The sequence below is a fragment of the Kitasatospora indigofera genome, from assembly GCF_014655955.1.
In the GTDB taxonomy this organism is placed as follows: Bacteria; Actinomycetota; Actinomycetes; order Streptomycetales; family Streptomycetaceae; genus Kitasatospora; species Kitasatospora indigofera.
In genome coordinates this window covers 25,655-36,169 of sequence record NZ_BNBO01000078.1, presented here as the reverse complement: position 1 = coordinate 36,169, position 10,515 = coordinate 25,655, and the positions used below count along the sequence as shown (strand labels likewise).

At 76.2% G+C, this 10,515-nt stretch carries 13 protein-coding genes; 6 read left to right on the top strand and 7 right to left on the bottom strand.

The genetic code is table 11. The features are described from left to right. The first annotated feature begins 306 nt into the window (after window positions 1-306). Window positions 307-795 carry a DUF6924 domain-containing protein gene (locus IE329_RS36930; RefSeq protein WP_229928062.1) on the top strand — a complete coding sequence of 163 codons (489 nt, stop codon included), beginning with the start codon at window positions 307-309 and terminating at the stop codon, window positions 793-795. A 94-nt stretch (window positions 796-889) separates the two neighbouring features. Here the strand turns inward: IE329_RS36930 and IE329_RS36925 are convergent, their stop codons facing one another. Next, window positions 890-1,657, bottom strand: coding sequence for a hypothetical protein (locus IE329_RS36925; RefSeq protein ID WP_190215432.1), 768 nt, complete (start codon window positions 1,655-1,657; stop codon window positions 890-892). 216 nt (window positions 1,658-1,873) lie between these two features. Between IE329_RS36925 and IE329_RS36920 the strand changes: the two genes are divergently transcribed. After that, window positions 1,874-2,569 carry an alpha/beta hydrolase gene (locus tag IE329_RS36920; protein WP_190215431.1) on the top strand — a complete coding sequence of 232 codons (696 nt, stop codon included), beginning with the start codon at window positions 1,874-1,876 and terminating at the stop codon, window positions 2,567-2,569. A 116-nt stretch (window positions 2,570-2,685) separates the two neighbouring features. Here IE329_RS36920 and IE329_RS36915 read toward each other — a convergent pair whose 3' ends face one another. Then, the gene (locus IE329_RS36915) at window positions 2,686-3,213 is read right to left on the bottom strand and encodes a hypothetical protein (protein ID WP_190215430.1); all 528 of its coding nucleotides are present in this window, start codon (window positions 3,211-3,213) and stop codon (window positions 2,686-2,688) included. 124 nt (window positions 3,214-3,337) lie between these two features. On the opposite strand from IE329_RS36915, the gene IE329_RS36910 reads away from it, so the two are divergent. After that, complete coding sequence (locus tag IE329_RS36910; protein ID WP_190215429.1) at window positions 3,338-3,850, top strand: P-loop nucleotide/nucleoside kinase family protein; 513 nt, start codon at window positions 3,338-3,340, stop codon at window positions 3,848-3,850. Between the two features lie 41 nt (window positions 3,851-3,891). On the opposite strand, the gene IE329_RS36905 is transcribed toward IE329_RS36910, so the two are convergent. Beyond that, window positions 3,892-4,332 (bottom strand): hypothetical protein, encoded by a 441-nt coding sequence (locus tag IE329_RS36905; protein ID WP_190215428.1) that lies wholly within the window; start codon window positions 4,330-4,332, stop codon window positions 3,892-3,894. Between the two features lie 253 nt (window positions 4,333-4,585). Here IE329_RS36905 and IE329_RS36900 point away from each other — a divergent pair, with 253 nt between their 5' ends. The 3 genes from IE329_RS36900 (at window position 4,586) to IE329_RS36890 (ending at window position 7,414) form a co-directional block, all read left to right on the top strand. After that, window positions 4,586-5,122 carry an NUDIX hydrolase gene (locus IE329_RS36900; protein WP_190215427.1) on the top strand — a complete coding sequence of 179 codons (537 nt, stop codon included), beginning with the start codon at window positions 4,586-4,588 and terminating at the stop codon, window positions 5,120-5,122. Window positions 5,123-5,229: 107 nt separating this feature from the next. Continuing rightward, window positions 5,230-6,621 carry a GNAT family N-acetyltransferase gene (locus IE329_RS36895; RefSeq protein WP_190215426.1) on the top strand — a complete coding sequence of 464 codons (1,392 nt, stop codon included), beginning with the start codon at window positions 5,230-5,232 and terminating at the stop codon, window positions 6,619-6,621. Between the two features lie 172 nt (window positions 6,622-6,793). Then, the gene (locus tag IE329_RS36890; RefSeq protein ID WP_190215425.1) at window positions 6,794-7,414 is read left to right on the top strand and encodes an L-threonylcarbamoyladenylate synthase; all 621 of its coding nucleotides are present in this window, start codon (window positions 6,794-6,796) and stop codon (window positions 7,412-7,414) included. Window positions 7,415-7,541: 127 nt separating this feature from the next. Here the strand turns inward: IE329_RS36890 and IE329_RS36885 are convergent, their stop codons facing one another. The 4 genes from IE329_RS36885 to IE329_RS36870 form a co-directional block, all read right to left on the bottom strand. Next, the gene (locus tag IE329_RS36885) at window positions 7,542-8,396 is read right to left on the bottom strand and encodes an NmrA family NAD(P)-binding protein (RefSeq protein ID WP_308438432.1); all 855 of its coding nucleotides are present in this window, start codon (window positions 8,394-8,396) and stop codon (window positions 7,542-7,544) included. A gap of 232 nt (window positions 8,397-8,628) precedes the next feature. Then, the gene (locus tag IE329_RS36880; protein ID WP_190215423.1) at window positions 8,629-9,096 is read right to left on the bottom strand and encodes a hypothetical protein; all 468 of its coding nucleotides are present in this window, start codon (window positions 9,094-9,096) and stop codon (window positions 8,629-8,631) included. 167 nt (window positions 9,097-9,263) lie between these two features. Then, window positions 9,264-9,782 (bottom strand): MarR family winged helix-turn-helix transcriptional regulator, encoded by a 519-nt coding sequence (locus IE329_RS36875; protein ID WP_190215422.1) that lies wholly within the window; start codon window positions 9,780-9,782, stop codon window positions 9,264-9,266. Window positions 9,783-9,935: 153 nt separating this feature from the next. Continuing rightward, a complete protein-coding gene (locus IE329_RS36870) occupies window positions 9,936-10,472 on the bottom strand; it encodes a hypothetical protein (protein WP_190215421.1) in 537 nt (178 codons plus the stop codon). Window positions 10,473-10,515 lie beyond the last annotated feature (43 nt).

Sequence of the window (10,515 nt, the reverse complement as noted above, 5' to 3'; positions counted from 1 at the left end):
CCTGCGCCCGGGCGAACGCTTCACCAGCCGCACCGAGTTCCGCTTCCCGCACCTGTCGGCACCCCTGCCGGCGGGCTGACGACGGCCGGCTGACCGGCAGCGGGCGGGGGCGGGGGCGGGCCGGGGGCGGGCCGGGCGGGTGGGCCGGCCCGCCCGGCCCGGCCCGTCGCACCGGCACCCCTGCCTGACCGGCGGCCGGCCCCGACGCCCGACGCCCTGCGTCCCGTCCCGTCCCGGCGGGCCCGGGCGGGCCGGTCCCGCCGGCGCCCTGAGCGGTTGTCAGTGGCGGCCGGCATCGTTGCCGGTATGTACACCGGTGGAGAACGGAGCCCGAAGGTGCTGCCCGCTGTTGTCGGCCGCCGCGACGCCGCGCTGGTCATCAGGACCGATTTCGGCGATGCCGCGGCCTGGCGGGCCGTGCGCGCGGAGCTTTCGAAGCCCTGGGGCGACGGCGACCTCGAACCCTACGTCCATGTCGTCGATGATCCGGCCTGGGACGGGGCCGACGCCGACGCCGTGGTCGCCGCCGTCTCCGTGGACGAGGAGCTGAACGTCGTCTTCCTCGCCGATTCCACCACCATGCGCGACCACGACCGCACGCTGTTGGCCGTGGCCGTCCTGACCAGGGACGAGTGCGGGAGCGACGAGGAGTTCGAGGCGTCCGGCGGACGGGTCCGCACCGTTGCGGCCGGCATCGAGGACATCCACGCGAACCTGTCGATCGCCAACCTCGACTTCGCGGACGTCCGCGATGCCGCGCGGCTCGACCCCGCCGGCGTCTTCCGGTCCTTCTAGGCGCCCCGAGGCGTGGTCACCCCGTGGAGCCGGGCGCCCGACGAGGCCGGGCGGCGCGGTGGCGGGCGGCGCGGTGGCGGGCGGCGGGGTGCGGTCAGCCGGTGGTGCGGGCCAGGTCGTCGCGGGTCTCCAGGTAGGTGCGGAGTTCCGCCCAGGTGGAGGCCGTCCGGCCGTTGGGGGACGGGGTCAGGGGCGGGACGGGGTGTTCGCCGACCAGGACGAGGCCGGCCTGGTCCCGTTCGGCGCGGGCGTCGTCCCTGATGACCACCTCGGTGCGCTTCCACCGCGGGTGGTGGCGCCGCTCGGGGATCTGCGCCAGGGCGGCCGGGTCGGGCAGGTCCGGTCCGGGGTGGTCCAGGAACCGGACGACCGGGCCGGTCGAGCAGCCCACGTCCGCCAGGCCCACCACTCTCAGCAGGTACGGCTGCCCGCTGCGCGCCCGGTAGGCGTAGACGCTGCCCGGGACGGCCTGCGCGGGCGTCGGGCGGCGGGCGGGCAGCGGGCGCGGTTCGGGCTGCGGGCCCTCCAGGCGGGTCCGCAGGCGGCGCAGGACCGCGGCCCGCCGGCGCACTTCGGCGGCGCCGGCCTCCCGGTGGCGCTCCAGGTCGCCGCCCGCGTCCAGCAGGGCCAGGGCTTCGCGCCGGGCGGACGGGGTCAGCCGCCCGAGCCGGGACTGGGTGTCCGCCAGGGCCAGCCGGACCACGGCCCGCTCGTCGGGGTCCGCGAGTTCCTCGGCGAAGGCGTCCAGCACCCGTGCCTCGGCCTCCTGGGCGTCCGCCCCCGCCCGGAGGGCGTCGCGAAAGGCGTCACGGACGTCGCAGGCGGTGTCGTCCGTGTACAGCCCCGTCCCCCACGTCCCCATGCCTTCCCGTCCTTCCGCCGCCGGTCGTGCCCGGGGCCCGGCGGTCGCGTCCGGGCCGCTCCACGGGCGGTCACCGGCACGAAGTCTGCCATCCCGTCCTGGCGGGCCCGTCCTGGCGGGCCCGTGCGGCGGTGCGAAGGCCTGCGGGGCCCCCGCCGTGACGCGGCGGCGTCTACGGTGGGCCGGAGGACGACCGAGGCGGGCGTGGAGGCAGCGATGAGGGTCGTGTTCGTGCACGGGGCGTGTGTGCGGGACGGGTCGTGGTGGTGGCACCGCACCGCCGGACTGCTGCGGGAGCGCGGGGTGGCGAGCACGGCGCCGGCGCTGCCGAGCTGCGGGGAGGCGGGCCTGCCCGCGGGGGCCGGCGGTCCGGGGCTGGCGGAGGACGTCGCCGCGGTGCGGCAGGCGCTGCTGGCCGACGACGAGCCCACCGTGGTGGTGGCCCACAGCTACGGCGGCATCGTCACCGCGGAGGCCGCCGCGGGTGTCGGGTCGGTGCGCCACCTGCTGCTGGTCTCCAGCTACCTGCCGGAGGCGGGGCAGAGCCTGTCGGAGTTCGGGGACGGCGGCCCCGCGCCCTTCCTCGACGTCGATCCCGGGGCCGGCACCTTCGGGGTGCGTCCCGAGCTGCTCGTGGACACGTTCCTGCAGGACTGCGACGCGGAGGTCCAGCGGCAGGCGGCGGGGCACCTCGCCCGGCAGAGCCTGCGGGTGACCGGGCAGCCGGCCGGGGCGGCCGCCTGGCAGCAGGTGCCCTCGACCTACCTCGTCTGCACCCGGGACCGGGGCACGCCGGCGCGCCTGCAGCGCGAGTTCGCCCGCCGGGCCGGCACCGTCGTCGAGCTGGACACCGGCCACCACCCGTTCCTGTCCCGGCCCGACGCCGTCCGGGACCTGCTGCTCAGCCTGTGACGGCCGCGGGGCCGGAACACCCGGCCAGCCGGCCCGCCGCCGCCCGGCCAGCCCCGGTGTCCGGCCCGGACGGCACGTCCGGCGGTCACCGGGGCGCGGGGCGCGGGGCGCGGGGCTCACGGGAAGTACAGCGCCGCCTTCTGCAGGACGTGCCCCGTGAACATCCCGCCCCACGCGACCCCGCCCCGGTACATGGTGACCCGGGCGCTCCCGGGCACCAACGCCTCCACCGTGATCGGCCGGCCGACCAGGGAGGTCCCCAGCAGCCGGGCGTCCGCCGCGGCCCACTGCGCCGCGGACGGCTGGACGCTGCCGCTGACCAGGGCCGGCAGGACCATCGCCGCGTTGCGGGCACCGGGCAGGCCGCCGCGGACGCTCTTGGAGCGCTCCATCGCCCATCCGGTGAACTCGGCCAGCGAGGCGGTGTCTATCTCGGGGACGGCGGCGGCGAGGACGAACAGCTCGGACTTGGTGCCGAACCACCGGGCCTTGCGGTCCGACCTGCTGCCGACCACCACGTGCCGGTCCCGCCAGGTGGTGGTGGTCACCTGGCAGCCGTCGGCGGCCAACCGCTCGCCGAGCGCCTCCAGGTACGTGCCCGCCGCGTCGGCCGGCGACGCCCCGTTCGTCTGTTGCTGCGTCATGTCGTAGATCCTCCAACACCGGTACGACATCGGGAAGGCCGGCGGCGCACCGGGCCGCCGCGACGGAGCCGCCCTGGGCGGACGCCGACGCGCCCGGCCGTCCTGGGCGTGCGAGGGTGTGCTCATGCTGATCGCGATGGCGGGGCTGCCCGGCGCGGGGAAGAGTTCGGTCGCCGGGGCGTTGGGGCGGGAGTTGACCGCGCCGGTCGTCTCGGTGGATCCGATCGAGGCGGCCATGTGGCGCGCGGGGGTGGCGCGCGGGCAGCCCACGGGCCTCGCCGCGTACCTGGTGGCCGAGGCCGTGGCCGACGGTGTGCTGGCCCTGGGCCAGAGCGTGATCGTCGACGCGGTCAACGCGGTCCAGGAGGCGCGGGAGCAGTGGCGGCTGCTGGCGGCCCGTCATGGCGTGCCGGTGGTGTTCATCGAGGTGGTGTGTTCGGACCGGGCGGCGCACCGCCGGCGGCTTGAGGGCCGCTCCCGGGGGATCGAGGGCTTCGAGGAGCCGGACTGGGAGGCGGTGCAGCGGCGGCGGGAGGAGTTCGCCCCGTGGGCCGGTGACCGGCTGGTGCTGGACAGCGTGGCCGATCTGCCGTCGAACGTCGCGACGGCCCGGCGGTTCCTGGCCGCGGTGTCCTGATCGCCGGGCGGCCACCGCCCGGGGCGCTGCGGCGGGGCCGGTCAGTCCCAGCGTTCGGGGTCGGCCCCGCTCGGCGACCTGGGCAGCCGCCGGACCGCATCGACGCCGGCGAAGGTCATCAGGACACCGCACAGGGCCATGAAGGCGGGGAAGGCGAGGACGGACCAGCGGAGCTGGGAGGGCAGGACGGCGTGGCCCGGGCGGCCGGAGCCGGTGAGGGCGGTGACGGTGCTGCCGACGTCGAGGTCGTCGGGGGCGGACGGGAGGTCGTCGAGGACGAGGGTCTCCGGCGCGGCGAGGACGATGCCGAGGGCCCGGGTACCGCGGGCCGAATGCCGGTAGTCGGCGCTCACGACGGTCGCCCGCACCGGGTGGGCGCCGGAGAAGTCGAAGCGGGCCTCGATGTTCGGCAGGCTGGTGCCGAGAGCGAACAGCACGAACAACGGGCCGGCCAGCACGCCGGCTGCCTGGCTTCCGGACATCTTCCCCACCCCCTGGGCCCTTCGGCAGATCACTGACCGGACACCCCGGAGCGCGTCCCGGAACCACCGGCCCGGGGTCCGGCGGTCCTGCCCGGGGGTCCTGCCCGGGGGTCCTGCCCGGGGGATCCAGGTCCCGGTCCGAGGCGGTCCGGTTCCGAGGCCGTCCGGTTCCCGGGTGCCCCATCCTCCCGCGCCCGACGGCAACTCCCGAACCCCGTGTGATGCGCCGTCGGATGCCGTACGGTACAGCGCCATGACTGACAGCGCACCGTGGCGCGAGATCGGGCGCCGCAACGTCTTCAGCGAGTACGGCCGGGGCATCGACCGGGTGACCTTCGAGCTCCCGGACGCCGGCAGGAGCGACTTCTACCTCAAGAACGAGCGGCCCACCGCCGCGGTCCTCGCCCTCACCCCCGGCCGGCAGGTGATCCTCGCCCGCCAGTTCCGCCCGGGCCCGGCCGCCTTCCTGCACGAGCTGCCCGGCGGTTTCGTGGAGCCCTCCGCCGACCCGGCCGGCACGGCCGCCGCCGAACTCCTGGAGGAGACCGGCCACCGGGGCACCCTGCGGGCCGTCGCCACCTGCTGGGACGACGCCTACTCCAACGTCCGGCGCCACGTCTTCGCCGCCACCGACTGCGTGAGGGTCGCCGAGCCGGCCCCCGGGCGCACCGAGTTCGTCGACGTCGTCCTGATGCCCCTCGACACCTTCCGCTCCACCGTCCTGCGCCGGGGCATGATGACCGACGTGGAGGCCGCCTACCTCGCGCTGGACCACCTCGGGCTGCTCTGAGCCCGCGGGCCGGGCGGTAATTCGGTTGCCCCGCGCACGGACCGGCGTTGCACTGTGGCCGGGCACCACGGTCGTGGTGCCTTGGATTCGAGGAGGCGGCGCACGCTATGGAGATTCGTTCCACGACCGATGAGGACCTTGAGGTCTTCGTGGACACGGCCTACGCCGCGTTCGCGCGCTTCCCGGAGACGCCGGTCGGGGGCGGCGGGCTGTGGTGGTCGGCGCTGGAGATGGACCGCGCCCTGCTGGCCGTGACGGCGGACGGGCGGCCCGTGGGCACCGCCGCCGCGTACTCCTTCGAGCTGACCCTGCCCGGGGAGGTCCTCGTCCCGGTCGCCGGGGTGAGCGCCGTCGGGGTGCTGCCCTCGCACCGGCGCCGGGGCGTGCTCAGCTCGATGATGCGCCACCAGCTCGCCGAGCTGCGGGCCCGCGGGGAGTTCCTCTCCGTGCTGCTGGCCTCGGAGGCCACGATCTACGGCAGGTTCGGCTACGGGCCGGCGACCTCCACGTCGCGGCTGACGGTGGCGCGCCACGAGGCCGCGCTCGCCGTTCCCCGGGCGGGTCGTGCGGTGGCCGGCGCAGCGGCGGGCGGCCCGGACGCCGGTGCGGTCGGCGGCCCGGACGGCGGCCCGCGGGGCGTCCCGGACGGCGGTTCGGTCGGCGGCCCGGACGGCGGCCCGGACGGCGGCCCGCGGGGCGTCCCGGACGGCGGTTCGGTCGGCGGCCCGGACGGCGGCCCGCGGGGCGTCCCGGACGGCGGTTCGGTCGAGCTGCTGCGCCGCAGCGAGTGCGGGGAGATCCTGGAGGAGGTCTACGACCGGTACCGCCGTGCCCAGCCCGGCGCGCTGGCCCGGCCGCGCCGCTGGTGGGCCGTGGGCGCGGGACAGCCACCGGTCACGCCGACGCCGCGTCTGGTCGCCGTGCACCGCGACGCCGACGGCGTCCCGGACGGGTACGCCAGCTACTCGGTCGACGAGGCCAGGACCTTGACGGTCGACGAGACCATCGCCACCGACGACGCCGTCTTCACCGCCCTGGCCCGCTACGTCCTGGGCCACGACCTGGTCTCCCAGGTCGTGTTCAAGCACGTCCCGCCCGGGCATCCGCTGCGCTGGCAGCTCGCGGACTTCCGCGCCGGCAAGGTGAGCAACGACACCGACTGGCTCTGGGTGCGGCTGCTGGACGTCCCGCGGGCGCTGACCGCGCGCGGCTGGTCCACCGACGGTGAGCTCGTCCTCGACGTCACGGACCCGTTCCTCGGCGAGCACGGCCGCCACCTGCTGAGCGTGCGGGACGGCAAGGCCGACTGCGTCCCGACGGACCGGGAGCCCGACCTGTCGCTGGACGTGCGCGACCTGGGCTCGGTCTACCTCGGCGGCACCGCGCCGAGCACGCTCGTGCGGGCCGGACACGTCCGGGCCCACCGCCCGGGCGCGGCCGCCCTCGCCGACGCCCTCTTCGGCGCCGAGCGCCCCCCGCACTGCCTGCACTGGTTCTGAGCGCCCGCCCGGCGCCCCGGACCGGTCCGGGGCGCCGGTGCGCACGGGTGGGCACGGGTGGGCACGGGCGCAGCGGTGGGCACGGACCGCGGGCGCACCGGGTGGGGACGGACCGCGGGCGCACCGGGCGCGGCCGCTCCCGTGGGCCGGGTGGATGCCGTAGGGTCGGCCGATGGCGAAGTACTTCGACGTGCACCCGCAGACCCCTCAGGCCCGCACCATCGGCACCGTGGTCGACAGCCTCCGTTCCGGGGCCCTCATCGCGTATCCGACCGACTCCTGTTTCGCCCTGGGCTGCCGCATGGGCAACCACGAGGGCCTGGAACGGATCCGGTCGATCCGGCGGCTGGACGACCGCCACCACTTCACCCTGATGTGCGAGAACTTCGCCCAGCTGGGGCAGTTCGTCCAGATCGACAACGACGTCTTCCGCGCCGTCAAGGCCGCGACGCCGGGCAGCTACACCTTCATCCTGCCCGCGACCAAGGAGGTCCCGCGCCGGCTGATGCACCCGAAGAAGAAGACGGTGGGGGTCAGGATCCCCGAGCACGCCGTCACCCGGGCGCTGCTCGCCGAACTCGGCGAGCCGCTGGTCTCCAGCACCCTGCTCCTGCCGGGCGAGGACGAGCCGATGACCCAGGGGTGGGAGATCAAGGAGCGGCTCGACCACGTGCTGGACGCCGTGGTGGATTCCGGCGACTGCGGGACGGAGCCGACGACGGTCGTCGACTTCTCCGAGGGCGCGCCGCAGATCGTCCGGCGCGGGGCGGGCGACCCCACCCGCTTCGAGTGACGGCCGCCGGGCGCCGGAATCCATCACGGCGTCCGGCCCCTGCCGCCCCTGCCGCCCCTGCCGCCCCTGCCCGGCGGTACTGCGCGGCAGGGGCGGCCCGGTGGGCCGCCGGGGTGCCGGGGCCCGCCTACGCGCGGAAGTGGTCGCGGTGCTCGTCCAGGAAGGCGTCGAGGGTGCGGGGCGGGCGGCCGAGGATGCCGGCGACGGTGCCGGTGGGGGTCTCGGGCCGGGCGACGGCGAGTTGCTGGATCTCCGCCACGTGGGCGGCGAGCCAGTCGGGCATCCCGCCCCGGCGGACGAGGGTGTCGCGCAGCTCGGCCGGGGCGAGGTCGACGTAGCGGACCGGGCGGCCGGTCAGGGTGGTCAGCCGGGCGGCGAGGTCGGGGTGGGCGACGGCCTGCGGCCCGGTCAGGGTGTAGCTGCCGCCGGCGACGTCGGCCCTGGTGAGCGCGGCGGCGGCGACGTCGCCGATGTCGCGGCAGTCGACGTAGTTGCAGGGCGCGTCCCCCATCGCGCCGAGGACGAGGCCCTGGGCGACGGTGGGCGCGAGGCGCAGGAGGTTCTGCATGAACGCGTAGGGGCGCAGGACGGTGTGGGTGAGTCCCGAGGCGCGCAGGTGCTCCTCGACGGTGTGGTGCCCGCGGGAGACGGCGACGGGCGAGTCGGGTTCGGCGGCGGGCGCGGAGATCTTGACGATGTGTCCGATCCCGGCCCGGGCGGCGATGTCGATGACGCGGGTTTCGAGTTCGACCTGTGCGGGGCCGTTGGCCATGGCGAGGAAGAGCTGGGTGGCGCCCTGGAAGGCGCTGCGCAGGGAGTCGGGGTCGGTGGCGTCGGCGTGCTGGACCTGGACGGGCCGCAGGCGCACGCCGGCGGCGGCGGGGAGCGGCCGGTGCGGGGTGCGGGTGAGGGCGCGCACGGGTGCGTCGAGTGTGCGGAGGCTGTGGAGCAGGGCGGTTCCGGTGGCTCCGGTCGCTCCCATGACAACGATCATCGGGTGTCCTCGTCGGTTGGTGTCTGTCCCGGTGGCGGGCGCCGCCGGTGGCGGCGCTGCCGGACGGGCCGGGTCGGGCTTCGGGTGTTCAGGCGTCGGGTGTCGGGCGTTCGGGGGTCGGGCGTTCGGGGGTCGGGCGTTCGGGGGTCGGGCGTTCGGGGGTCGGGCGTTCGGGGGTCGGGTGTCGGGTGTCGGGTCCGGCGGGCCCTCCGGACAGGCCCTAGGTGCGGGGTGCCTTGGTGGTGGTGCTGCGCCAGCGCAGGGTGATGATCGTGGTGGCGAGGGCGGCGGAGACCGGCAGGTCGATGCGCAGGCGCTGCAGCCAGGGCGCGGCGGGCACGGGGGTGTGGGCCGGCAGCCACTGGGCGGCGAGCCATCCGAGCCCGGCCGCCGCGCCGGTGGCGGCGACGACGAGCAGCGCGGTCAGGACGACGCGCGGCAGGGTGGTGGTCCAGCGTCGTGGCCGGCCACCGCGGTGCAGCCAGGTGCCGACCAGGAAGGCCACCACGGCCGAGGTGCCGGCGATGGAGGTGGCGGCCGCCAGGGTCAGGTCGGCCTGGCCGGTGACGACTCCCGCGGCGCCGGCGGTCAGCGCGGGGGCGGCGTAGGCGGTCAGCACCTCGCGCCACAGTGTGAACGGCCGGGCGGCGGCCCGGTTCGGGCGGGTGCGGTCCTTCGTTGCGGGCATGCTGGCCTCTTGTTCTGGTCGGTGTTCCGGTCGGTGTTCCGAAGGGGTGCAGGGGTTGGCGGGGCCGGCGGGCCTGCCCCGCGGCATATAATTAGGAGGCTAATTACCAGGGTGCGAAAAAGGGCTCCCACCCACGGGATGAGAGCCCGGGCCGGCCCGCGGCCGGGTCAGTCGGCCGTCAGGGCCGCGCTGCCGCGCACGACGCGGGCGAGCAGGTCCAGGAACACCGTGCGCTCCTCGACACTGAGCCCGCCCACCATCGTCTCCAGCCGCCCGAAGTGCTCGGGCGCGAGGTCGCGCAGGCGCTGCGCGCCGCGCGCGGTCAAGACGGCCACCGTGCCCCGCCCGTCCTCGGCGGACGGGCGCCTGGCGACCAGGCCGTCACGCTCAAGGCCGTCCAGGAGGCCGGTGACCGTGGCCCTGGAGACGTCGAGGTCGGCCGCCAGCTGCGAGGGGGACTTCTCGCCGCCGTGGTCCTCCAGGTCGGCGAGCAGGCGGTAGCGCCCGGTCGACAGCCCGAACCTGGCGAAGTGGGCCTCGGCCGCCCGGCCGACCCGCGCGCCCGCCGAGATCAGCCGCACCGCGACCAGCACCGCCTGCGGATCGGCCTCCAGGCCGTAGTGCCGCAACTGCCGTGCGGCCTGGTCCAGTGTGGGCGTCTCGGCGTCGGCCCCGTCCCTCGTCATGAAACTAATATGGCGGCTAATGACTTGCGGTGTCAAGGCGCCCCGGGCCGGCGGGGGGGACGGTCTCCCGCCCGACGAAGGGGAACCGGCGCCCGGTCCGGTCGTGCGGCCCAGGCCCGGACGGGGCGACCGGGACGGGCCGTGCCCGGCGGGTCAGTCGGCGGACGGGTGGTCCGTGGTGGAGCGGGGCCGGCCGGGGCGCATGCCGGCCTTGAGGTCGCCCATCACCGCGCGGGCCACCTGGTCGACGGGGTCCTTCTCGGCGTACCCGTAGTCGATGGCGCCCTCCCGGTCCCCGGCGGCGGCGAAGAGCCAGCGTGCGCCGTACTTCGTCGCCCCCAGCCACACCTCGAAGTCCTCCCCGGCGTGGGCGAACCGGACGGCCTCGGTGCCGGCCACCGTGACGATCCGCCCGTCCAGGCGGTAGGCGAGCTCCTGCAGGGGCGTGCGCTCCTGGTCCTGCGCGGCTTCGAGCCGGACGGCGAGGACGGAGGACAGCGGCCCCGTGATGACCGCGCCCTCGTCCGTGGTGATCCTGAAGCCCGGCTGCCGCCCGATGTCGGCGGAGCTGCCGTCCGTCGCGCCGGCGAAGGCGAACGGCCCGGTGACGAACGTGCCGGCCCTGGCCTCGTGCCAGCCGTCGGCGAGCAGCACGGCCGCCACCTCGTTCGCGTTGACGTGCAGGTTCATCGCTGGTTCCTCTTCTCGGTGGCGCGGGACGCCTTCGTCACCG

Coding starts and splice junctions, on each gene's coding strand:
- IE329_RS36930 (WP_229928062.1), top strand. CDS start 307: ATGTACACCGGTGGAGAACGGAGCCCGAAGGTGCTGCCCGCTGTTGTC.
- IE329_RS36925 (WP_190215432.1), bottom strand. CDS start 1,657: ATGGGGACGTGGGGGACGGGGCTGTACACGGACGACACCGCCTGCGAC.
- IE329_RS36920 (WP_190215431.1), top strand. CDS start 1,874: ATGAGGGTCGTGTTCGTGCACGGGGCGTGTGTGCGGGACGGGTCGTGG.
- IE329_RS36915 (WP_190215430.1), bottom strand. CDS start 3,213: ATGACGCAGCAACAGACGAACGGGGCGTCGCCGGCCGACGCGGCGGGC.
- IE329_RS36910 (WP_190215429.1), top strand. CDS start 3,338: ATGCTGATCGCGATGGCGGGGCTGCCCGGCGCGGGGAAGAGTTCGGTC.
- IE329_RS36905 (WP_190215428.1), bottom strand. CDS start 4,332: ATGTCCGGAAGCCAGGCAGCCGGCGTGCTGGCCGGCCCGTTGTTCGTG.
- IE329_RS36900 (WP_190215427.1), top strand. CDS start 4,586: ATGACTGACAGCGCACCGTGGCGCGAGATCGGGCGCCGCAACGTCTTC.
- IE329_RS36895 (WP_190215426.1), top strand. CDS start 5,230: ATGGAGATTCGTTCCACGACCGATGAGGACCTTGAGGTCTTCGTGGAC.
- IE329_RS36890 (WP_190215425.1), top strand. CDS start 6,794: ATGGCGAAGTACTTCGACGTGCACCCGCAGACCCCTCAGGCCCGCACC.
- IE329_RS36885 (WP_308438432.1), bottom strand. CDS start 8,396: ATGGGAGCGACCGGAGCCACCGGAACCGCCCTGCTCCACAGCCTCCGC.
- IE329_RS36880 (WP_190215423.1), bottom strand. CDS start 9,096: ATGCCCGCAACGAAGGACCGCACCCGCCCGAACCGGGCCGCCGCCCGG.
- IE329_RS36875 (WP_190215422.1), bottom strand. CDS start 9,782: ATGACGAGGGACGGGGCCGACGCCGAGACGCCCACACTGGACCAGGCC.
- IE329_RS36870 (WP_190215421.1), bottom strand. CDS start 10,472: ATGAACCTGCACGTCAACGCGAACGAGGTGGCGGCCGTGCTGCTCGCC.